The following is a 21,821-nucleotide window of genomic DNA, read 5'->3' on the forward strand; positions in this document are numbered from 1 at the left end:
AAATGAAAAAAGCATGCAGAGTATATACTCTGCATGCTTTTTATAATGCTGAAAATTCTTCAACAAGTTCACTAAAACGATTTAATGCACTTTCAATCGGTTCTGGCGTAATTAAATCAACACCAGCTTTTTTCAATAAGTTTAATGGGTAGTCTGAACTTCCGCCTTTAAGGAATTCAATATAATGTTTTTGAGCATTTGGATCGCCGCTCAATAACTTATCAGCAATTTGGATTGCAGAAGCGAATCCAGTTGCGTATTTGTATACGTAAAATGGACGGTAGAAATGCGGTATTCTAGCCCATCCGTATTTTACTTCTTCGTCAAATACGAGGGAGTCGCCATTATACTCTCTAAATAAGTTTTCATAAACCTCGCTAAAGACTTGGGCATTTAATGGTTTACCTTGCTGTGCCATTTCATGCGTGATTTTTTCAAATTCAGCGAACATGATTTGTGTAAAGAAAGTGCCTTTAAATTTCTCAATGAAATGGTTTACTAAATGGTTACGTACGTTAGCATCTTTTGCTTCTTTTAATAAATGATGAATTAATAGCACTTCATTTACTGTAGAAGCGACTTCTGCGACAAAGATAGTATAGTGTGCAGAAATTCTTGGTTGGTATCCGTGTGAGTAGTGCGTATGCATACCGTGTCCACATTCATGAGTAAGAGTGAAAAGGCTATTTAAATCATCATGATGATTTAAAAGAATGAAAGGATGAACGCCGTATACACCAAAGTTATAAGCACCGGAACGTTTTCCTGGCGTTTCTCTTACGTCAATATAACGTTTATCTTTAAAGCTTTTTAATGTTTCAATATAGTCTTCACCTAAAGGAGCTAGTGATTCAATCATGATATCAAACGCGTTATCATATGGAATGTCTTGTTTTACACCTTTTACTAAATCGACACTTAAGTCATATTGTCTTAGTTCATCGACATGTAATTTCTCTTTTCGAAGTTCATTATATGTATGTAAAGATTGAATGTTTTTTTTCGTCGTTTCAATTAAATTGTCATATACTTCTTTCGGAACCATGTCGCCAAATAATGATTTCTCTAACGCTGATGGATATTTTCTTAGCTTAGAAACAGTAACATTATTTTTAATAGCAGCAGATAAAGTAGAAGCGATAGAATTTTTTAATTGAACGTATGGTTTGTAATAAGCTTTATAGGCCTCTTTACGTTTTTCGCGGTTTTCATCTTCTATTAACTTTGCATACATTCCTCGTGTTAAAGTAACTTTTTCTCCATTATCAGTAGTCACTTCACCAAATAATATATCTGCATTATTTAGCATGCCATATGTATGCTGTGGGGAGGAGAGAGCTTCGCCCATTTGTGATAAAATTTCTTCTTGGTCCTTATTCAATACGTGTTTTTTATAACGATATAATTCAAATAAGTCTTCTTTATAATATTGTAAGCCTTCTGCTTCTTCTATGTAAGTGTGTAATGTTTTTTCATCTACGCTAAGTAAGAATGGGGAAAAGAAAGATTTAGCCGCACTTACTTTCACGTGTAATTGTGATACTTTATCGACAAGAGATTGGGCGTCAGTATCGCGTGTATCAAGATCAGATTGTAATCGTGCATAAGCGAACATTAAAGATATTATGCTAGAAATTTCTTCACTCTTTGTTAAATAGGCTAATAAACTATTGCCATCGTGAATATTTCCATTAAACTCGTGTAGTTCTTTCGTTAATACTTCAATTTTATGAAAATCACTTTCCCAATCTTCAATGGTATCGTAAATATCCGTTAAATCCCATTTTTCTTTATCATCTACTTGTAGTCGATCTTTAAGTTCTGTCATAATCATTTCCTTTCTAAATATGTAGTTATATTCCTATATAACTATGAAATACAACAAATTGCAAAAAATCCCTGCTGAAAATTAAAAAGCCTTGCTAAAAGGCAAGGCTAAAAAAATTATAATGTAATTCCGAATTTTGAATGTAAAAGATTTTTATATTGCATATCTGTAACTTTTTCTTTCGTTTTTTTACCGTTTTTCGCTATGGTCAGACTATCCTTCGTTAAAGATGCATGCCCATCTTCAGTTAGTTTTACAATAAGAGGTACTTTGTTAAACGGTGACCCATCGTGTTCAACAATAATTTTTTGTGCTGCATTTGCTTTTTTTTCATCCACTTCTTCTATATAAAATGCATAGCCTAACGTCCAATCATCAGTAGAAGATTGATCCAAAAACTCATTATTTTTACGCATCTCTAATATGTAGTTTCCTTTTTCGGTCATTTCTTTACGAATACGATAATCTCCTGTAACGGATTGAACGACTTCACCTGAGAAAGGAACAGGTGCAAGCGGTAAGTATGATCCGAATCCAACTTCAATTAAATAAAGCTCATTATGATGTGTTAAAACGGTTGCGATATGTCCGGAATCAACGGCCCATATGGAATTTGCAGCGTTATACACTGTTCCTGAAACGAGATGAACATCAAATCCAGCGTCTTTAAGGAAGTAATACATAGTAGGATTGAGTTCATAACAAAGACCACCACGATTGTTTACTAAAATTTTTTCTTTTAGATTTTCTTTTGATATTTCCTTAAAATTCTTTTCGAGAACATTTAAGTTTTCAAATGGGACAGTTTGTGCCATTGCGTACATAATGTTAGGTAAATCTTCAAATGAAACTTTGTCTTTTTCTTCTATATGTAATCGTGCGAAAAATTGTTTTTGAAAGTCTGTCATAGAAACCCCTCCGTTAAACGATTTATATATATTGTATCTAATATCGCAAGAGGAAACATCTGCATATGTGCGTACGACTAAAGTATGACACCTTTACTTCTTGCTATACATATAGTATGATGATTTCAGTAAATTAGATTTCAATGACCATAATATAAAATAATGAGAGGTGCTTTTTGTGAGTGCGGTAGGTACTAAATAGGAAAAATTGAATGAAATAAATCGGATAAGAACAGGGGATTTTTATGTATACCATACCCCTAATTTTGTCATGGATTTATTTCGATACCTATGAAGATACCTACAATACTTTATAAAGCGTGTAATAAGGGGATTGCCATCCGTTTTTTATGGTTTATTTCCCCATATGTTATTACTCATGCCTTGTAAATGTAAAAGCTGCGGTATCCCCGCAGCTTTTTTGTGTATATTTTTAATGTTTAAAAATGGTAATTGAATAATGTAGAACTCATTGGAATCTAATGAGTAGGTATCTTCATTTATGATAGAAATCAATCATAGTGAGGAGAAACAAAATGAATACGATGACTTTTGAAAAGTTACAATATAACGAATTAAAGGATATAGTGAAATCTTATTGTGTAAGTGGATTAGGAAAAGAATTAATAAATAAATTAGAGCCGAGTGCAAGTATAAAAGTAGTAAGGAATCGATTGAATGAAACAACCGAAGCGCGAGCTATATTAGATGCAGAAGGGCATGTGCCTTTTTTCGGTATTTCAAATATTGCTAGTACAATTCAAAAATTAGAAAAAGGGATGATTTTAGATCCAGAAGAATTAGTAAGTGTTTCAGACTTTTTACGCGGATGTAGAAAGATTAAAAAGTTTATGTTAGATAAAGAATTTTTTGCGCCAGTATTAGCTTCTTATGCAAATTCAATGACTGAATATAAAAGTATTGAAGAGGAAATTAACTTTTCAATTAAAGGAAATAGTATTGATTCTGCCGCTAGTAAAGAGTTAAAACGAATTCGAAATAACATGGATTCGGTAGATGGGAAAATAAAAGAACGTTTAACGAAGTTTTTAAATAGCAGTGCAAATAAGAAGTATATTCAGGAGTTCTTTATTAGTAAGAAGGATGATAGGTACACGATTCCGATTAAATCTTCTTATAAAAATCAAGTTGCGGGAAGTATAGTTGAAGCTTCCGCTAAAGGTTCTACTGTATTTATAGAACCACATACGGTTACAAAGTTAAATGTGGAACTCGCAAGTTTGAAAGCAGAAGAAGCGATGGAAGAATATCAAATTTTAGCGACTTTATCAGGAATGGTAGTAGAAAATATTTATCATATAAAAATTAATATGGAATTGATTAGTCAGTATGATATGGTGTTTGCGAAAGCGAAGTTTAGTAAATCGATTGATGGAATAGAGCCGAAGTTAAATGATCACGGCTATATTCATTTAGTAAATTGTAAGCATCCGCTTTTAAGTGGAAAAGTAGTACCATTAAACTTTGAAATCGGTCAAAACTATCGTAGTTTAATTATTACAGGGCCGAATGCGGGCGGGAAGACAATTGTGTTAAAGACGATTGGATTGTTAACATTGGCGACAATGTCAGGTTTGCATATTGCCGGAGATAAAGAAACAGAAATTGCTATTTTCGAAAATGTATTTGTAGATATTGGTGATAATCAAAGTATTGAAAATGCACTCAGTACATTTTCATCACATATGAAAAATTTATCTGAGATTATGAGGATGTCAAATAATAATACGTTGCTATTGTTTGATGAAATAGGAAGCGGGACTGAACCGAATGAAGGAGCAGCACTTGCAATTTCTATTTTAGAGGAGTTTTATCTTGCAGGATGTATTACAGTTGCGAGTACGCATTACGGTGAAATTAAACGCTTCTCAGAAATGCACGATGATTTCATGAACGCAGCAATGCAATTTAATAGTGAGACGCTAGAACCGCTTTATAAATTAGTGATCGGTAAATCAGGTGAAAGTAATGCACTTTGGATTGCAAATAAAATGAACGTAAGAGAACGTGTACTGAAAAGAGCGAAAGAGTATATGGAAAATAAAGAATACGCTCTAGAAAAACTGAATGAAAGTAAAATTAGAAAGCCGAAATTCGTGCAAGAAAAAAGAGAGTCCCATTATGAGTACAAAATCGGTGATCGTGTAAATTTATTGGATCATGATGATTTTGGTATCATCTATAAGGAAAAAGATAATTTCTGTAATGTCGTTGTATATTATAACGGTGAATTCATTGAAGTGAATGTAAAACGTATTACTTTAGAGGTATCAGCAAAAGAATTATATCCAGAGGGATACGATTTAAATACACTATTTGTCGATTATAAAGAAAGAAAAATGCAACATGATATTGAGCGGGGATCGAAAAAAGCACTTCGTAAAATTCAAAAAGAAATGAGAAAGAATAGAGGGTAATCCAAAGTGGTAACGATTAGACAAGAACGACAAACCGATTATAGAAAAACGGAAGAAGTTGTACAACAAGCATTTTTAAATGAAGAATTTAGTGATAAAAAGGAACATGAACTTGTAAAACGTATTAGAGAGTGTGACGCATTTATTCCAGAGTTATCAATCGTTGCAGTAGATGAAGAAATAGTCGGTCATATTATGTTATCTAAAATTACGATAGAACAAGATGGAGCTTCTGTAGATTCATTAGCGCTTGCACCAGTATCAGTTGCTAGGGGCTATCAGAAAAAAGGAATTGGTGGAAAACTTATAGTAGCTGCGTTAGAAAAAGCGAAAGAACTTGGATACGGATCAGTTATAGTATTAGGACATCCAAAGTACTATCCGAAATTTGGTTTTAAGAAAGCAAGTGAGTGGAATATAAAGGCACCATTTGAAGTGCCTGAAGAAGTGTTTATGGTAATGGAATTAACAGAAAATGCTCTTGAAAGTGTAAAAGGAGTTGTACAATATTCGAGTGCTTTTGCTGAGTAGGAGTATCGGTTAAGAAATGTAATCATAAAAGATGCTATCTTTTTGTATGGATATACAGAAAGGTAGCGTTTTTTATTAAGTGAAGCTACTTACATATATTTTGCTCAATGAATAATTTTGGTGGTAAAATTGATATAGAAATGTAAAGGGAGAGAAAAAAGAATGAAGACTCGAGAAACAGATAGCAACGTAGTTACGTTATATGTTACAAGACATGGTAAAACAATATTAAATACGAACCATCGCGCGCAAGGTTGGGCAGACTCTCCGTTAGTAGAAAAAGGTGTGGAAGTTGCCTCTAATTTAGGAACGGGATTAAAAGATATTCATTTTACAAGTGCGTATAGTAGTGATAGTGGCCGCGCGATTGAAACTGCTAATTTAGTATTAAAATATAGTGAGCAATCAAAATTGAAACTTGAGCAAAGAAAAAAATTACGAGAATTAAATTTTGGTATTTTTGAAGGTGAAAAACTTGATAATATGTGGGATGCGGTTGGAAAAGCTGCAGGCGTTGCATCACCAGAAGAACTTATGAAGTTTTCTATTCAAGAAGTTATTGATCTTATTAGAGCAGCAGATCCTACGAAACAGGCGGAAGATTGGGAATTATTTTCTACTCGTATAAAAGCAGAGATAGATAATATTAGTGAAGAAGCAGCTAAAAATGGCGGCGGTAACGTTTTAGTTGTCGTTCATGGGCTGTTGATTACAACCTTAATAGAAATGTTAGACAGTAGTAAAACAAAACTTGGAGTGGAAAATGCTAGTGTGACGAAGATTGTATATCAAGACGGAACATATACAGTCGAGTCGGTTGGAGATATGAGCTATGTTGCAAAAGGGAAAGAGAGTGTGGAAATATAAAAATATCTCAAATAGAGATAAGAAAAGGAAGATAGAGAAATCTAGCTTCCTTTTCATTTTATGAATTATGGAATCAACAAAATCTTCCCTGTACTTTTTCTGCTCTCTAATAATTCATGGGCGCGAGCACCGTCTTGTAAAGAGAATGTAGTAGGACTTGCAATGTTTAATTTTCCACTAGCGATCCAATCAAATAATTGAGTAGAGCGCTGCTTACGTTCTTCAAAGGTAGTAAGCACGTTCCAAAGGTCTCCGCCAGTTAAAGTTTTTGAAGTATCCATAAGCATGCGCGGATCAACGGGAGCAGGATTACCGCCGGCCATTCCGTAAAATACAACAGTACCACCAACTTTAGTAGCGTTAAAACTTTCCTCAAGTGTAGAGCCTACTGATTCATATACAACATTTACTCCGGTTCCATTTGTTATTTCAACTACTTTTGTATGCCATGCTTCCGTATATAAAAATACGTAATCAGCACCAGCTAATGTAGCTATCTGTGCTTTTTCTTTTGATGACGTGAGACCGATTACTTTTCCGCCTAGTAGTTTAATTATTTGAATAAGAAGTTGACCAACGCCGCCAGCTGCAGCGTGCACTAAAGCTATATCACCTTGTTTTATTTTATAGCTATCTTTCGTTAAATAATGTGCCGTTAATCCTTGTAATAAGACAGAAGCGGCTGTTTCAAAAGAGATAGCATCTGGAAGTATAATTGCTTTCTCAGATGGAACGGCAACTAGTTCTGCATTTGCAAATGGTACATCAGCAAATGCAATACGATCTCCAGGATTAATATTCGTAACGTCAGCTCCTACTTTTTCTACAATGCCAGCCCCTTCATAACCTAATATATAAGGCGGGTTGCCAGCGAGATGATAATCACCGCGACGTCTATAAATGTCGGCGAAATTTAAACCGATTGCTTTCGTGCGGACAAGAATTTCATTTGGATTTATGATTGGATCATTTAGTTCTTTATATTGTAGTACATCCGGATTTCCGAACTGTTCGAAACAAAGTGCTTTCATATGGAATACCTCCATTTTTATTGTTTGTAGATGCTCTTTATCATACAATACAAATATCAATAGACAAAGAGGATTATTTCGATGAAATCAATCGGGAATATCGATTGAAAAGAGGGATGATAAATGGAGATAAAACAATTAATTACATTTAAAGTAGCGGCGGATACTTTGAACTTTACACAAACTGCGAAGAAATTAAACTTTGCTCAATCGAGCGTGACAGCGCAAATTAAAACGTTAGAAGCTGAGCTAGGTACGCCGTTATTTGAAAGATTAGGAAAACGCCTTTTCTTAACTGAAGCGGGCAGAAAGTTTCAACTATATGCCGACAAGATGATTGCACTTAGTAACGAAGCGAAGATGGCTGTGAAAGATGATGAGGAAATAGCAGGTACGTTAATAATCGGTGCGCAAGAGAGCCAATGTACATATAGACTTCCTTCTATATTAAAGAGGTTTAAAGCGCAATTTCCTCAAATAAAACTTATATTTAAACCAGCACATTCCAATAAAGATGCGAAGGAACAATTGATGGAGGGAAAAGTCGATCTTGCATTTATTTTGGACGAATGTAAAACAGAAGATGCTTTACATGTGGAGCCGCTTATGAAAGAAGAATTAAAAGTAGTAGCTGCTCCAGGGCATCATTTACTTCAGCAAACTTCCGTTTCTATAAAAGATTTAGAGAAGGAAACACTTTTATTAACAGAACTAGGGTGTTCATATCGAATTTTATTTGAAGAGTTATTTCGCATCCAAGATGTGTATCCAGTAAATAAGATTGAGTTCGTTAGTGTAGAGGCAATTAAACAATGTGTGATTGCAGATTTAGGTGTAGCAGTTTTGCCAGCGATAGTAGTAGAAAAAGATATACGAGAGGGAACGATAAAAGAGTTACACCTAGACAATACTATCAATCCAATTTTCACACAAATTGCTTGGCATAAAGACAAATGGATGACAGTGCCACTGCAGCAATTTATTGATGTAACGAGGGAGTTTTTTACAACAGATTAAGTGGAGAAATATTTATTTTATATAAAAGAAAAAATGGCAATTTTGTATAAAGAACCGATGCTTGCATGTAACAAGTATCGGTTCTTTTATGTTTGAAATAAAGGATGTCTTCAAATTTGTATTTCTCAACTTTTTTTCTTAAAAGAATAAGTAAATTTCTTTGTATATTCCAATAATCGTAAGGGAATTTACAACTTTTATTCGTTTCTGTAAGATGCCTCTAGGCAGCATGAAAGGAGGGGCGTACATAGGGGATAGATTGTCTTTATTATACGTACTTATTTTTTGGGAGGAGATTTACAATGTTTAAAAAGCTAATGAAAGTATGTGTGTTAAGTGCAGCGAGTGTAGGGGTATTATTTAGTTTCCAAGGAAGTACATTTGCAGCTACTGATTTAAGTAGTTATTATGACGGGAAAAATCCAGCTACAACGAAAGTATACGGGGGAAGTACAACGTGTGATGCAGATGGATTTAATGCAAAATCTACAGCGGTATACGAAGGTAGTAAAAAAGTAGGGACAGTGTATTTACGTTACAGTAATAAATGTCATGCAGCTTGGGCTAAGTTTGTTTTAGATCAACCAGCACCAGCTGTTTCAGGAGGAGTGTATGCGTACGCTGTTGTGAATAAATACAAAAATGGTGTGTTTCAAAAATCAGTCACTTCCAATCAAGGAAATGGCACAATTAAAACTGGTCAAACGAGTACTTATACAGGAATGGTATTTGATTTAACTGCTGATTTCGGATACACAGCAGATGCTGAAGCAGTTACGTTTAATAACGGTTACGGGAAAACAGCACGTTATTAATAAAGGAGTGAAATTATATGAAGCTATTAAAAAAGGTGAGTGCATGTTTATTGCTATCTTTAATCGTTGTAACTAGTATGTTTAGTACAACTAATAGCGATAAAGCATATGCAGAAGACCATTCATATGATGGGAAAAGTCCGTATTACAATAGTTGTGATCAATCAGCAGTAACGAAAGAAAAGAAGTGGATTGATTCTAATTCATATGTGGAATTAAAATTTAGCACGACGTGTAAAACAGCGTGGGCAAAGGTTACTGTAACTCGTCCAGCGGTTTATAATAACGAAGCTGATGCAAGGATAGTCAGAAAAACCGATGGAAAGGCATATACTTGCGGAAGTGCTGGAGGAAATGGTGTTGTGAATAAAGGGCAAACATCATGCTATACGCCAATGGTATATGATTTAGATCCAAGAAAGGCACAAGCACAAGGGAAACATGCTATACCAAATAGTGATGCTTATAATTATGCGGAGACGATTTGGTATTAATACGATTATCAATGCGTTAAGAGCTGTTATTTGATATGAAAATGAAAGAGCCTTACTGCATTTTACTGTGGTAAGGTTCTTTAAAGTTGTTTAATAGCTTAAGGACATTCATTTACAAAGGCATATTTTTATAATCACTTTTCAGTATTGCCATAATAATTTCATCCGAGTATGCATCGTTATAAAATAAAGATTGACGTAAAGTTCCTTCTTTTACAAAACCAACTTTTTCATAAGCTTTAATTCCGCGTAAATTATGGCTAAATACTTCTAACTGTAAACGATTTAATGATAGTTGTTCAAAAACAAATCTTAAAATTATTTTAATAGCTTCAGTTCCATAGCCTTGTCCTGTTACTGCTATTGAAAGCATTGATATTCTGAATCCTGCTCTTTTGTTCTCCTCATCGATATCTAAAATCGACAACTCTCCAATCATCTCGTCAGTGCTTTTTAAACAAATAGCGAAATCATAGCGACTTGAATTATTACTTATATGATCTATATGTTTCGTAATTTGCTCCAATGAAAAAGTAGACTTGGTTCCAGTCATATATCTTATTTCATCATCCCTTGTACTTTCTAATATAATAGGCGCATCTAGCTGACAAAGAGGCCTTAAATAAATTCTTTCGCTCTCTAATCTCATTATAATTTTCTCCTTTAGTTAGTAATTGAATGTATAAATACTTAAACTTTCTTCAATGAGTTACATAAAAAATATGAATCTTAATTCGATATTACATGAATTTTATAATGGTATGGTATACCTAAAACAAATAATAAAAGTTTTATACACAACAAAATGTATTAACGAGTTTTTAATAGATATTTTAAGCTGAAAAATAAGCATGTATCACTAAACTGCATCGTAGTTCAACAAAAATTAAATTATTTTATTGTCACTTTAAAAGCGCATGTTTTGATCGCTTTTCAAAACAAGCCCTTTCTTTTTATTTATCCCCCCTTAACGGATAGTAAGATTCCACATTCGAATTGCGAATGAAACAAAGTAGGTAGGTGGAAGTGGGCTCACTCATAAAAGCCTGATTTAGTATGGATGATCTTTTAATATTTTTGGGATAATTTAACATTAAATATTTTCTTTTATCCAAATTTATGCTGTAATTAAAACAAAGGAGGCAAATAAATGGAGAATGAGATTAAACGATATGTAATATGTACTTTAATATTTACATGGACACTTTGGGGGTTATTAATTAGCTTGATAAGATTAAACATTACGACATTTGGTACACCGCTAGCGATGATATTATTTGTTTTCGGTGGGATTATGCCGGCAATCATTGCGATTAGTCTAAAGAAAAAATATGGATCACAAGATGAGTTTAGAAGTTTTATTAAAAATATTGTAAATCCTAAACATCACTTTGCATGGTATATTCTAATCATTATTCTAGCTTTTATTAGCTGTTATCTTCCGATAATATTTGGTGGAGCAAAGATGCAAACACCATTATACGTGGCATTAATTAGTTTTCCAATAATGATCGTTGGTGGTGGTCTTGAAGAAATTGGATGGAGAGGATTCTTACAACCTGCCCTTCAGAAAAGGTTTTCAGTATTTTTAAGTACGGTTATTGTGAGTGGTATATGGGCTATTTGGCACTGGCCGTTATGGTTTATTCCAGGCACGAATCAAACTCAAAGGGATTTTATAGCCTTCATAATTACGACAATGGCTATGTCTTTCTTACTTACTACAATTTTTAACGCAACTAAAAGTATTTTTATGTGTCTAATTTTTCATGCGCTTCTTAATTCTTTTTGGAGTGTGTATGTGCCAAATGACAAAGTGTTACCAGTAATTCCAACTTTAATTTTCGGAATTTTCGTTTTTATTTTATATAAAGTCGTAATAAAAAGAAAGAACCTCTTATTGATTAAGTAACTCAAATAATAGAAGGAAAAATAGTAATATATTTTTTAATGGATATTAAACTAATCAATAAGAACACGACACAAACATAATTAAAATATAATACAAGTTTGTGCCGCAAAAAAATTGCAGAACTATAAACAACATCAAAAAGAATGAAGAGCCTTTTCGTATATAAACAATGCTAACGACAGTTATAGTAGTTGAGTTGTTAGAATTAACTAAGATCTGTATCAGGAGGAGTATATCCAAGGTGACGAGTCATTGATACAATTTGTCCTTTATGGTGAAACTCATGCGTCTCTGTATGAGTTAAAAGCCATAGCGGTGTTGTACTCCAAGGTTCTTTTTGCCATTTCACTTCATTTGCTATATTTTCGAGCCAACGGTCATTGTATTCATCTAAAAAACGTTGTACAGTTTCATCTACTAACTTAAATCTAGCACGTACTTTCGTGACATCTGCATGCTCAATTTCATAATCGCTAGCGAATGAAAAATCTGCTCGCTTTTGTTTAAATGCGAATGATCCAAGCCAGTATCGATAGCAATCGGCTACATGAATATGTGTCTTTATAATGCTACCGCTCCCGAAATTCGGAACAGTGCTATGTAATTTTTCTAGTGGGATTTCTTCCAAAAACGAAAATAGAGTTTCTCTTGTAGAGCTAATAAGATTATATTGTTGTTTTAAAATATGTAACATGAAAATACACTCCTCTTTTATTTACATAGTAAGTAATTCTATATTTACGAGGAGTGAACCTTTTTATTATTTTTAATAAGCATATTAGATGTATTTTTTTATTGTTTCTGATAGATTAAACAAGGTAAAACGTTAATGAATTGAACATTTTTAGTTCAGAATAAATTGTACATCAAGAAGGGGAACGATAAAATGAATAGACTAGTTGGCTTAAAACAATTTGAAATAACGCGCGGTGCATTACTTACATTTATGGAGACGCTAGATGATAAAACTGCGGATACGCAGCCAGAGGGCTTTAACAATACAATTCGTTGGCATATTGGACACGTGTTAACAGCAGCAGAGACTTTCATGTTCGGAAGAGAATTTAAACAATTGCCAACTGAATATCCAGGTATGTTTGGATATGGATCAAGACCATCTAAATGGAAAACAGAAGGACCGTCATTAGAAGTATTAATGGCCCAATTAAAAGAACAAGCAAAACGTATTAAAGAAATTCCAGCAGAAGCATTTGAAAATAAACTGCCAGAGCCATTCCTAGGACTAGAAACAGTTGGTGAGCTTTACGGTATGATGCTTTATCATGAAGCAGATCATATTGGTCAGATGAAAGCAATGGAACGTATTATTAAGGCTCTTTAGTTTGAATTGCATATAACAAACGAAATGACAGTAGTTTTGTCAAAATTGAGTTGTAAATAGTTACACTCTTATTTTTCACAAAAAAGGTAGATAAATTATTATCTACCTTTTTTGTATAACTTCTTGAAGGATTAGGGATTATCATCGTGCTACTGATGAAGAAGGACAAGAAACCAATCTATTAGGATAAAGAAACCTTCTAATTTTTATGGTGTGATTATGAAATATAGTATTCCTAAATATGGAATATACGTATAATAATAGAGAGGAACTAGAAATAGGGGTGAATACTATGATTACATTAGAACAAAAGCTAGAGCAATATATACATGCATATTCACAGTTAAAGGGAGAATTAAAATGGAAAACGAGTGATTCTCGAACAGGAATGATGATTGCTGCTATGTATACAAGTAGTGATAAATTGCTTGATCTCGGACGTTTTTTAGAAATTAGTAGTTATATTAAGAATGAGGTAGGGATGTTTTCATACTTAAAGTCTTATCATCGCTTTGTAGTGGCCGCAACATTAGATATTCACTTTACAGATTATAAGAAAGCTTTTCGGGATTTTTTAGATTTATATGAACAATTGGTCGCTGGTGGTTTTAGCCGAAGTATATTTACTTATCTCGCAGCAGCTGTACTTTTAACAGAAGAAAATGAACAGCATGGCACGCACATTCAGCGTTCGATGCAAGTATATAAACGTATGAAAGGGGATCACCTTTTTCTTACAAGTACAAATGATTACCCACTTGCAGTTTTACTAGCAGGACAATCAGAGAATGTAGAAACACTCATGGACCGAGTGGAACGTCTGTATCAGAAACTAGCGAAAGCTGGTTTGCGTAAAGGGAATGATCTTCAGTTTTTAAGTCATATCCTCTCACTAAAGAAGGATGTTCGTGAAGAAATGTTAGTTGCAACATGTACAAACATATGGAATTCGTTAAAAAAAGAAAAGGTAAAAGTGAAACAGATGCATTACCCAGCCATAGGGCTACTAGCGTTACTTGAAGATGGAGAAAAAGAGATTTATGCTATTAAAGCGTTGATTGAAAAACTGCAGGGGGAGAAATTATTCCGTTGGCATACAGATGCGAATATTCTTATTGCTATTCAACTGTTCGTAAGTCAGAAAGGTGAGGAAAGTAAAGCTACCAACACAGGTTTACAAACAATGATAGAAGTCCTCATCCAAGCACAACAGGCAGCTATGATGGCAACGATTGCCGCTTCATCTGTAGCAACATCTTCTGCTAGTAGTAGTTCATAATGTGCAACTGCTTATGCTATTGTAAATTATAACGCCTTTGATAAGGATGGTTTAAAAAATATTACTAAAAAAAGCCCATCACCCTCTAATGAGTGATGGGCTAACTATTTTTATATAATCAGTATTATCTTTTCAACTGCTTCAAATGTTTGAGTTGTGTAACAATCATAATGCTAATAACAACGAGTAAAAACCATGAGCTGATTTTACTTAAGTGAACGAGATTCCAAGCTTCCCGTTGGTTTGGATATTGCCATGCACCGAAAAATGTTGCGATGTTTTCTGCAATCCAAATAAAGAATCCGATAAGAAAAAAGGAGAGAACGAGCGGCATTTTATATGTAACGCCTCGTAATGAAAATTCCACAAATGTTCGAAAGAAAACGATGAATAGAAGTAAGGTTAAGAACCATCTAAAATCGTATAGAAAATGATGTGTGAAAAAATTGAAGTAAATCATTGCTCCTAGAGGTATTACAAAAATAGCTTTCGGCCAATGATACATTTGTAAATGTAGTCTTCTCCACGCTTGGCATATGTAACTTGCAACACTTGCATACATAAAGCCGCTGTAAAGTGGAACTCCAAAAACCTTTGAATACGCCTCTTCCGGATAACTCCATGAACCGAAATGAACTTTATATATTTCTAGTAAAAGGCCGATGAGGTGGAAGACAGTAATTACTTTTAATTCGTCTTTCGTCTCAAGGCCAGTCTTGTACATAAACCACTGCATAAGAAGACATACGATGAGTATGAAATCGTAGCGGTATAACCCTGGAATCGAAATGATTTTTGAAAGGGCTAGTGTTAAGAAAATAACGACTGGGAATAAACAGGATAATGCTTGCTCGTAAGTGAAATGTAATAGTTGTTTTATATAGAACATTGTATCTCCTTTTTGTTAGAAAAATCAAAATAATGACTAAGTATACTATAATTTGCAAAATAAACCAGTATTCTATTTTGCGTGTATTTGTAAGTTTTGGAAGGGAATTGTAATAAGTATTTTAATATTTAACGAAGTAAAAAAATAGTTTGCTATTTAAAAAAAGTGGGGATATAATATCTAAATGAAAATGATAATTGTTATCAATATTTATTATAAATAAAAAATAATTATAAAAAACAACTGAATATAAAGGATGAAATGAAACATGTTACATAAGTCTACTATACGTGCTGGCAATAACCGCTGGATACATATTAAGTTCATATGTTTTATGAGCTTAACAATTATATGTTTAATTGGATCTATATTTTTGGCCGTCGCATTTGGTGCAAAGGATATTCATTTGCAAACGGTGTGGACAGCGGTTTTTGATTATAATCCGAAATTAACGCAGCACCAAATTATTTATGAATTAAGGCTCCCCAGGGTAATTGGCGCAGCAATTGTAGGAGCAGCTTTTGCGGTCGCTGGGGCTGTTATGCAAGGAGTAACACGAAATCCTTTAGCTGATGCAGGTGTGCTTGGCATAAATGCAGGTGCGATGTTTGTAGTAGCACTTAGTTTTGCCTTTTTTCCGCATATGCCATATTCCTATTTAATGATTGTCTCTTTTATTGGAGCGGTTTTAAGTACAGTACTCATTTTTATTATCGGATCGGCCACATCAGGCGGATTAACACCGATGAGATTAACGATTGCTGGAGCAGTTATGGCCGCGCTATTGCATTCGTTGAGTTCAGGTATCGCGATTTATTATGACTTAAGTCAAGATTTAGCGTTTTGGTACGCTGGTGGTGTTGCAGGGGTTAAGTGGGAACACTTGAAATTTTTAGTTCCTATTATTCTCATAACAATTGTTTTTGCGACAGTATTAGGGCGGTCTATTTCACTCATATCAATGGGGGATGATGTCGCTACGAATTTAGGAGTAAAAACGAACCGAACGAGAATACTAGGGATGATTATAGTAGTCATTCTTGCAGGTGTATCTGTTTCAGCTGTTGGCTCTATTGGATTTGTAGGACTCGTTATCCCGCATATTGCTAGGAAATTAGTTGGTGTGAATTATCGACTCATTATTCCTATGTCAGCATTTTTAGGAGCTATGTTATTAGTTTTAGCTGACTTAGGGGCAAGAACAGTAAATCCTCCTAAAGAACTTGCGATAGGAATTATGGTGGCTCTTGTTGGAGTTCCGTTCTTCCTCTATATAGCACGTAAAGTTGGGAGGGAGCTATAAGTGAAGGGTCTTATTAACACAGATAAAAAAAGAGCCATTACTGTAACTACAATTTTTGGTTGTATTAGTATCGCTGTCATTTTGCTTAGCTTAAATACGGGGACACTTAGCATTGCACCGCTCAAAGTAATTCAAACGCTTTTCGGTCATGGTGATTTTGAAAGTGCAACCGTGCTATACGATTATCGTATGCCAAGAATTATAATCACAATGTTAGCTGGCATTGGCCTTGGGATTTCTGGTGCCCTTTTACAAGGGTTATCACGTAATGCCCTTGCAGATCCTGGTATTTTAGGATTGCATTCAGGTGCATCTTTCGGACTAATTATTTTCGTTACTTTCTTTCATTCAATTAATGAGAATGCATCGATTTTAATACCGTTATTTACATTTGGCGGAGGAGTGCTAGCTGCATTTTTAATTATTATACTTGCGAGTGATCGGTCAAAAGGTTTACTTCCTATTAGACTTATTCTCGTTGGTATTGCTGTTTCAGCTGGATTTAGTGCGATTTCGTTATTTTTCTCTCTCAAGTTAAATGATGAGACGTATACATTCGCTTCTAGATGGTTAGTTGGTAACGTGTGGGGAAGGGATTGGATTCATGTCCTTGCATTATTACCTTGGATTTTCATACTAACCCCGTATGCATGGCTAAAATCTAAAACGTTAAATGCATTGTCACTAGGTGATAGTGTGGCAGCAGGACTTGGTGTTTCTGTTCAAAAAGAACGGTTACTACTTTTAGCTACAGCGGTTGGATTATCTTGCGCGAGTGTATCGATGGCAGGAGGGATTGGTTTTATCGGTTTAGTTGCTCCGCATATTGCAAGAAAGTTAGTAGGTACTACGTATCAACATTTCCTTCCACTAGCTGGCATTATCGGAATGATTATTTTAGTGCTAGCAGATACGATAGGTCGTTCTATATTTGAGCCAAACTCTATTCCAGCTGGTGTAGTAGTGGCCGCATTAGGAGCACCGTATTTTCTTTATTTACTTACAAAAACAAAATAAATACTTCAAAGAGGAGAACATATGAAAAAGAAACTTACTATTTTATTTAGCATCATGTGTATTTTAGTATTAGCAGCATGTGGTCAAACGAAATCTAATGAAGAGGCAACGAAAAAAACGGAAAAAAGTAATGACCCAAAAATTGCTTCAATGTCTATTCATTTAACAAATGATTTACTTGCATTAGGAATTACACCAGTAGGTTCTGTAATTGGTGGAGATTTAAAAGATTTCTTACCGCATGCAAAAGAACAACTGAAAGATACGAAAAAACTTGGTGTTGTAACAGATCCGAATATGGAAGCGTTACTTCAGTTAAAGCCATCTGAAATTTATGTGGATGAAAAATACGCTGGAAAAGATGTAGCGAAATACGAAAAAATTGCAAAAACACATTCTTTCAATTTAGATGAAGGTACGTGGAGAGACCATTTAAAACAAGTTGGTAAACTTGTAAACCGTGAAAAAGAAGCGGATACATATATTCAAGATTACGAAGAGCAAGCAAAACGGGTAAAAAGTTTAATAGATAAAGAGTTAGGTAATAACGAAAAAGTAATGGCAATTCGCGTTACTGCAAAAGAATTACGAGTATTTAGCACGAAAAGACCGATGGGACCAATTTTATTCCAAGACTTAGGATTACAACCTGCAAATGGTGTAGAGAAAATCGATGGAAACCGTCCTTTCGAAGTCATTTCACAAGAAGTATTACCTGACTTTGATGCAGATGCTATTTTCGTTGTTGTAAACAGAGACGATAAAGCAAAAGCTGCATTTAAACAACTTCAAGAAACACCAATCTGGAAAGACTTAAAAGCAGTTAAAGGCAAGCACGTATACATTATTAATGACCAACCATGGCTTGACTATTCTGCTTTAGGTAACAAAATGGCAATGGATGAAGCGGAGAAAATGTTTACGAAATAAGAAGGATTCGAGAAAGCCCCACTCTAACGTTAGAGTGGGACTTTCTGATAGAAATGTTTATAAGAGAAGCAGTGCAAAGAGATGGGAAGTGTTTTGATCGCATGATTATGGGGATATTGCGGGATGAATGGATAGAGCTGCAAGGTTAGAAAGTACATTCGAAATTATATATGTAGTATGCAGGAGATATAATAATAATTGGCGAATTTTTACAGTGTACTGATTGCATTTATAAGGAGCTATGTGAGATGAATTTAGAAAAAGCAAAACCAGTAAATGAAGAAGTTGCTGAATTAAAGGAATTAATTAAAGAATTACACGGAAGTGTACATCAACTGCAAAGTGAAGTGCAGCAACTAAGGCATGAAAGACCGGTTGTTGAAGTGAGAAAAGGTGTTCAATTATCGCCAGCAATGGTTGGACAAATTGGTGGTATGATATTAGGTGGACTAGCAATTATCGGTATATTTTGGTGATGAAAAAAAGGTTTGCAGCATAGTGCTGCAAACCTTTTGTATTTGACGATATAATTTCATGCAATATAACTTTTACATTAAATAACGTAAATATATGTAAGCATGTGATAATAGTAATGCAATGATTGTTAACGGTAAACCAATTTTTAAGAAGTCCATATACGAGAAAGCATGTCCTTCACGTTTTGCAATACCAGCAACGACTACGTTTGCGGATGCTCCAATTAATGTTCCGTTTCCTCCTAAGCAAGCTCCAAGTGATAACGCCCACCATAGTACTTCGATTTGTGGAGAGTCTACAGATAGTCCGAGTCCTGTAGCTAAATCTTGAATAAGCGGAATCATCGTTGCGACAAATGGGATATTGTCAATTGTCGCAGATGCGATGCCTGATACCCATAATATAAGTACGGCAGCGAAACCGATATCACCGTTTGTTACGTCGAGTACTTCTTTTGCGAGTGAAGAAATAAGTCCGATATCAATTAATCCGCCAACGAGAACGAATAGTCCAGCGAAGAAGAAAATGGTTACCCATTCAACGTGGGCAAATACATCTTCAATATCATGTTCTTTCACGCCAATTAACATAAGAAGTGTAGCACCTGTCATTGCAATTACCGCAGCGTCTACATGAATAATGGAATGAAGTACAAAGCCTAAAATAGTTAGTCCTAAAATCGTGATCGATTTTAAAAGGAGGCTTTGATCTTTAATATAATCTTTTTCATTTAATGCCATTAATTTTTCGATTTGCTCAGGTGTTGTTTTTAGTTTGTTACGATACATGAAGTAAATAATTCCAAGTGTCACGATAGAAATAATAATTACGATAGGAGCTAAGTTCAGTAAAAAGGCATTAAAGTCTAAATGCTTATTTGCTGACCCAATCATAATATTAGGTGGGTCACCGATTAATGTTGCTGTTCCGCCTATATTTGAAAATAGTACTTCTGAAAGTAAGTAAGGAACAGGATTTACTTTTAAAATACGTGTAATGGACAGTGTAACAGGGACGATTAATAAGACTGTTGTTACGTTGTCCAAAAATGCTGATCCGACAGCAGTTAATAGGGATAGCAATAATAAAATGCGGATTGGTTTTCCGCCAGCTGCCTTCGCTGCTTTAATGGCCACAAATTCAAAGACGCCTGATTGACTCGTAATATGTACGAGAATCATCATCCCAATTAAAAGGGTGATTGTTTCCCATTGAATATGTGATGTGAAAGCAGCGTGTAAATCTACAATTCCAAAAATAATCATAATAGCAGCACCGAATAGTGCAATTACAGCACGATTCAATTTCTCAGAAATAATAAATCCGTACGTGACTAAAAATACGGCAATTGCAAAATAATATTGCCAATTTGCTACTTCATGTGCTGATTGTTCCAATCATGTCACCTTCTTTAAAGTATGTATTCAATTGTTGAAATGTATCCCGCTGTATGAATACGGGATAAAATATATTGTAGCAAATTCAAAAAAGAAAGAAAACTATTTAACAAAGTGAAGGAAAAAATGATGATTTGACATATGATATAAAAAAATGAAGAAACACAGTGCAAATTATTAGGAAAAGTGGGCGTTGTCCTCTAATATAGAGATAGCAATTTACATTATTTTTGCGTAAAATGGTTTAAAGAGGTGAATTCCGATGGAAATAGTAAAAGATAGTTCTCTTATTCAAAATGAAATTGAACGTTTTGTAAATAAAGATGTATATATTCATTTAGAAACGACGAACGGAGCGTACGCGTCACACTTTAATGAAAAGATGATGACAGTTGGAGCATTCATTCGAAATGCAATGATTCGCTTTGAGCGCGGGAAAATAACTGGAACAAACCCATACCGAGTTGGTTTAAAGATGGATCACGGCTGGGTATATGCTGAAGGTATTACGCACTGGGAAGTAGACGATAAAGATCGTTTATTACTAGCAGGGCATGATAATCAAGGTCGTTTAGCAGTAGCGCTTGAGTTAAGCTTAACGCCATTTAAGTAAGAAGGAGGGAAACTTATGGAGAGACATGTACTTGTTGTATTTCCGCATCCAGATGATGAAGCATTTGCTGCGGGAGGAACAATTCGCTTATTAACAGATCAAGGAATACCTGTAACGTATGCGTGTGGTACTTTAGGACAAATGGGACGTAACATGGGGAAAAACGTGTTCGCTAACCGTGAAACGATTCCAAATATCCGTAAAAAAGAATTGAAAGATGCATGTGAAGCGATGGGGATTCAAGACTTAAGAATGCTTGGTTTCCATGATAAAACGTTAGAATTTGAAGATGTTGATTTCGTTGCAGATAAAATTGAAGCGATCATTCAAGAAGTAAATCCATCTCGGATTATTACATTTTATCCAGAGCACGGCGTACATCCAGATCATGATGCATTTGGCCGCGCTGTTGTTCGCGCTGTATCACGTATGTCAAAAGAAGAACGTCCAGTTATTCATGCGGTTGCGATTACGAAAAATCGCGAAGCTGTACTAGGTGAGCCGGATGTTGTAAATAATATTAGTGAAGTATTCGAGCATAAATTAGCTGCACTAGGTGCGCACCGTTCGCAAACAGAAGCGATGCTTGAAGAAACGCATGTAAAAATCAAAAACAAAGATGCAGCAACATTAAAATGGCTGCAACTGGAACAATTTTGGACTTATAAATGGGAGTAGACTAGAAGGGAAACTTCTAGTAGCTCTTACATAGAAAAAGCGCCGTCACTTGTGA

General features: G+C 34.7%; 22 protein-coding genes and 1 pseudogene. 16 read left to right on the forward strand and 7 right to left on the reverse strand.

The features are described from left to right. Nucleotides 1-40 precede the first annotated feature (40 nt). Together pepF and FH036_RS00265 are read right to left on the reverse strand one after the other, a co-directional pair. The gene (pepF, locus tag FH036_RS00260; protein WP_139895132.1) at nt 41-1,828 is read right to left on the reverse strand and encodes an oligoendopeptidase F; all 1,788 of its coding nucleotides are present in this window, start codon (nt 1,826-1,828) and stop codon (nt 41-43) included. A gap of 116 nt (nt 1,829-1,944) precedes the next feature. Then, the gene (locus FH036_RS00265) at nt 1,945-2,736 is read right to left on the reverse strand and encodes an arylamine N-acetyltransferase family protein (protein WP_000129179.1); all 792 of its coding nucleotides are present in this window, start codon (nt 2,734-2,736) and stop codon (nt 1,945-1,947) included. A 536-nt stretch (nt 2,737-3,272) separates the two neighbouring features. Here FH036_RS00265 and FH036_RS00270 point away from each other — a divergent pair. The 3 genes from FH036_RS00270 to FH036_RS00280 all read left to right on the forward strand — a co-directional run bounded on the left by FH036_RS00270 (nt 3,273) and on the right by FH036_RS00280 (nt 6,572). Further along, entirely contained in the window at nt 3,273-5,174 is a 1,902-nt protein-coding gene (locus FH036_RS00270; protein ID WP_139895133.1) for an endonuclease MutS2, read from the forward strand. Nucleotides 5,175-5,180: 6 nt separating this feature from the next. After that, nucleotides 5,181-5,705, forward strand: a complete 525-nt coding sequence (locus FH036_RS00275; RefSeq protein WP_139895134.1) for a GNAT family N-acetyltransferase — start codon at nt 5,181-5,183, stop codon at nt 5,703-5,705. Nucleotides 5,706-5,867: 162 nt separating this feature from the next. Beyond that, complete coding sequence (locus FH036_RS00280; protein WP_044793302.1) at nt 5,868-6,572, forward strand: histidine phosphatase family protein; 705 nt, start codon at nt 5,868-5,870, stop codon at nt 6,570-6,572. A 65-nt stretch (nt 6,573-6,637) separates the two neighbouring features. Here FH036_RS00280 and FH036_RS00285 read toward each other — a convergent pair whose 3' ends face one another. Beyond that, a complete protein-coding gene (locus FH036_RS00285; RefSeq protein ID WP_139895135.1) occupies nt 6,638-7,603 on the reverse strand; it encodes a quinone oxidoreductase family protein in 966 nt (321 codons plus the stop codon). Between the two features lie 123 nt (nt 7,604-7,726). Here FH036_RS00285 and FH036_RS00290 point away from each other — a divergent pair, with 123 nt between their 5' ends. From FH036_RS00290 to FH036_RS00300, 3 genes are all read left to right on the forward strand, one after another. Beyond that, the gene (locus tag FH036_RS00290; RefSeq protein WP_000403878.1) at nt 7,727-8,620 is read left to right on the forward strand and encodes a LysR family transcriptional regulator; all 894 of its coding nucleotides are present in this window, start codon (nt 7,727-7,729) and stop codon (nt 8,618-8,620) included. A gap of 302 nt (nt 8,621-8,922) precedes the next feature. Next, the gene (locus FH036_RS00295; protein ID WP_000473741.1) at nt 8,923-9,435 is read left to right on the forward strand and encodes a YjfA family protein; all 513 of its coding nucleotides are present in this window, start codon (nt 8,923-8,925) and stop codon (nt 9,433-9,435) included. 17 nt (nt 9,436-9,452) lie between these two features. Further along, a complete protein-coding gene (locus FH036_RS00300; protein ID WP_048550316.1) occupies nt 9,453-9,929 on the forward strand; it encodes a DUF2690 domain-containing protein in 477 nt (158 codons plus the stop codon). A gap of 112 nt (nt 9,930-10,041) precedes the next feature. On the opposite strand, the gene FH036_RS00305 is transcribed toward FH036_RS00300, so the two are convergent. Then, nucleotides 10,042-10,578 carry a GNAT family N-acetyltransferase gene (locus FH036_RS00305; RefSeq protein WP_048550318.1) on the reverse strand — a complete coding sequence of 179 codons (537 nt, stop codon included), beginning with the start codon at nt 10,576-10,578 and terminating at the stop codon, nt 10,042-10,044. A gap of 501 nt (nt 10,579-11,079) precedes the next feature. On the opposite strand from FH036_RS00305, the gene FH036_RS00310 reads away from it, so the two are divergent. Further along, nucleotides 11,080-11,841, forward strand: a complete 762-nt coding sequence (locus FH036_RS00310) for a CPBP family intramembrane glutamic endopeptidase (RefSeq protein WP_139895136.1) — start codon at nt 11,080-11,082, stop codon at nt 11,839-11,841. 205 nt (nt 11,842-12,046) lie between these two features. Here FH036_RS00310 and FH036_RS00315 read toward each other — a convergent pair whose 3' ends face one another. Then, the gene (locus FH036_RS00315) at nt 12,047-12,535 is read right to left on the reverse strand and encodes a DinB family protein (RefSeq protein ID WP_000902397.1); all 489 of its coding nucleotides are present in this window, start codon (nt 12,533-12,535) and stop codon (nt 12,047-12,049) included. Between the two features lie 192 nt (nt 12,536-12,727). Between FH036_RS00315 and FH036_RS00320 the strand changes: the two genes are divergently transcribed. Continuing rightward, entirely contained in the window at nt 12,728-13,183 is a 456-nt protein-coding gene (locus FH036_RS00320) for a DinB family protein (protein WP_048550319.1), read from the forward strand. Between the two features lie 241 nt (nt 13,184-13,424). Then, nucleotides 13,425-14,462, forward strand: coding sequence for a DUF4003 domain-containing protein (locus tag FH036_RS00325; protein WP_139895137.1), 1,038 nt, complete (start codon nt 13,425-13,427; stop codon nt 14,460-14,462). A gap of 124 nt (nt 14,463-14,586) precedes the next feature. Here FH036_RS00325 and FH036_RS00330 read toward each other — a convergent pair whose 3' ends face one another. Next, nucleotides 14,587-15,351 (reverse strand): DUF817 domain-containing protein, encoded by a 765-nt coding sequence (locus FH036_RS00330; protein ID WP_070806606.1) that lies wholly within the window; start codon nt 15,349-15,351, stop codon nt 14,587-14,589. Nucleotides 15,352-15,619: 268 nt separating this feature from the next. On the opposite strand from FH036_RS00330, the gene FH036_RS00335 reads away from it, so the two are divergent. The 5 genes and pseudogenes from FH036_RS00335 to FH036_RS00350 all read left to right on the forward strand — a co-directional run bounded on the left by FH036_RS00335 (nt 15,620) and on the right by FH036_RS00350 (nt 19,077). Then, complete coding sequence (locus FH036_RS00335) at nt 15,620-16,654, forward strand: FecCD family ABC transporter permease (RefSeq protein ID WP_139895138.1); 1,035 nt, start codon at nt 15,620-15,622, stop codon at nt 16,652-16,654. Further along, entirely contained in the window at nt 16,655-17,671 is a 1,017-nt protein-coding gene (locus FH036_RS00340) for a FecCD family ABC transporter permease (protein WP_139895139.1), read from the forward strand. It abuts the gene before it with no gap. 21 nt (nt 17,672-17,692) lie between these two features. Next, nucleotides 17,693-18,601: an iron-hydroxamate ABC transporter substrate-binding protein gene (locus tag FH036_RS00345; protein WP_044793293.1), complete on the forward strand. Its 909-nt coding sequence runs from the start codon at nt 17,693-17,695 to the stop codon at nt 18,599-18,601. A gap of 56 nt (nt 18,602-18,657) precedes the next feature. Continuing rightward, a pseudogene (locus FH036_RS27310) lies at nt 18,658-18,750 on the forward strand (GNAT family acetyltransferase); the annotation flags it as partial. Nucleotides 18,751-18,849: 99 nt separating this feature from the next. Beyond that, nucleotides 18,850-19,077 carry a coiled-coil domain-containing protein gene (locus tag FH036_RS00350; RefSeq protein ID WP_138321448.1) on the forward strand — a complete coding sequence of 76 codons (228 nt, stop codon included), beginning with the start codon at nt 18,850-18,852 and terminating at the stop codon, nt 19,075-19,077. Nucleotides 19,078-19,149: 72 nt separating this feature from the next. On the opposite strand, the gene FH036_RS00355 is transcribed toward FH036_RS00350, so the two are convergent. Then, a complete protein-coding gene (locus FH036_RS00355) occupies nt 19,150-20,475 on the reverse strand; it encodes an ArsB/NhaD family transporter (protein ID WP_139895140.1) in 1,326 nt (441 codons plus the stop codon). A gap of 262 nt (nt 20,476-20,737) precedes the next feature. On the opposite strand from FH036_RS00355, the gene FH036_RS00360 reads away from it, so the two are divergent. Next, the gene (locus tag FH036_RS00360) at nt 20,738-21,088 is read left to right on the forward strand and encodes a YojF family protein (protein ID WP_000407042.1); all 351 of its coding nucleotides are present in this window, start codon (nt 20,738-20,740) and stop codon (nt 21,086-21,088) included. A 15-nt stretch (nt 21,089-21,103) separates the two neighbouring features. Further along, complete coding sequence (bshB2, locus tag FH036_RS00365) at nt 21,104-21,766, forward strand: bacillithiol biosynthesis deacetylase BshB2 (protein ID WP_044793291.1); 663 nt, start codon at nt 21,104-21,106, stop codon at nt 21,764-21,766. Nucleotides 21,767-21,821: the final 55 nt, after the last annotated feature.

The sequence above is a fragment of the Bacillus sp. CD3-5 genome (assembly GCF_006349665.1).
In the GTDB taxonomy this organism is placed as follows: Bacteria; Bacillota; Bacilli; order Bacillales; family Bacillaceae_G; genus Bacillus_A; species Bacillus_A paranthracis.

Bases quoted from the DNA above. Each gene is read 5' to 3' on its own strand.
- pepF (WP_139895132.1), bottom strand. From the start codon at position 1,828: ATGACAGAACTTAAAGATCGACTACAAGTAGATGATAAAGAAAAATGG.
- FH036_RS00265 (WP_000129179.1), bottom strand. From the start codon at position 2,736: ATGACAGACTTTCAAAAACAATTTTTCGCACGATTACATATAGAAGAA.
- FH036_RS00270 (WP_139895133.1), top strand. From the start codon at position 3,273: ATGAATACGATGACTTTTGAAAAGTTACAATATAACGAATTAAAGGAT.
- FH036_RS00280 (WP_044793302.1), top strand. From the start codon at position 5,868: ATGAAGACTCGAGAAACAGATAGCAACGTAGTTACGTTATATGTTACA.
- FH036_RS00285 (WP_139895135.1), bottom strand. From the start codon at position 7,603: ATGAAAGCACTTTGTTTCGAACAGTTCGGAAATCCGGATGTACTACAA.
- FH036_RS00290 (WP_000403878.1), top strand. From the start codon at position 7,727: ATGGAGATAAAACAATTAATTACATTTAAAGTAGCGGCGGATACTTTG.
- FH036_RS00295 (WP_000473741.1), top strand. From the start codon at position 8,923: ATGTTTAAAAAGCTAATGAAAGTATGTGTGTTAAGTGCAGCGAGTGTA.
- FH036_RS00300 (WP_048550316.1), top strand. From the start codon at position 9,453: ATGAAGCTATTAAAAAAGGTGAGTGCATGTTTATTGCTATCTTTAATC.
- FH036_RS00305 (WP_048550318.1), bottom strand. From the start codon at position 10,578: ATGAGATTAGAGAGCGAAAGAATTTATTTAAGGCCTCTTTGTCAGCTA.
- FH036_RS00310 (WP_139895136.1), top strand. From the start codon at position 11,080: ATGGAGAATGAGATTAAACGATATGTAATATGTACTTTAATATTTACA.
- FH036_RS00315 (WP_000902397.1), bottom strand. From the start codon at position 12,535: ATGTTACATATTTTAAAACAACAATATAATCTTATTAGCTCTACAAGA.
- FH036_RS00320 (WP_048550319.1), top strand. From the start codon at position 12,728: ATGAATAGACTAGTTGGCTTAAAACAATTTGAAATAACGCGCGGTGCA.
- FH036_RS00325 (WP_139895137.1), top strand. From the start codon at position 13,425: ATGGAATATACGTATAATAATAGAGAGGAACTAGAAATAGGGGTGAAT.
- FH036_RS00330 (WP_070806606.1), bottom strand. From the start codon at position 15,351: ATGTTCTATATAAAACAACTATTACATTTCACTTACGAGCAAGCATTA.
- FH036_RS00335 (WP_139895138.1), top strand. From the start codon at position 15,620: ATGTTACATAAGTCTACTATACGTGCTGGCAATAACCGCTGGATACAT.
- FH036_RS00345 (WP_044793293.1), top strand. From the start codon at position 17,693: ATGAAAAAGAAACTTACTATTTTATTTAGCATCATGTGTATTTTAGTA.
- FH036_RS00350 (WP_138321448.1), top strand. From the start codon at position 18,850: ATGAATTTAGAAAAAGCAAAACCAGTAAATGAAGAAGTTGCTGAATTA.
- FH036_RS00360 (WP_000407042.1), top strand. From the start codon at position 20,738: ATGGAAATAGTAAAAGATAGTTCTCTTATTCAAAATGAAATTGAACGT.
- bshB2 (WP_044793291.1), top strand. From the start codon at position 21,104: ATGGAGAGACATGTACTTGTTGTATTTCCGCATCCAGATGATGAAGCA.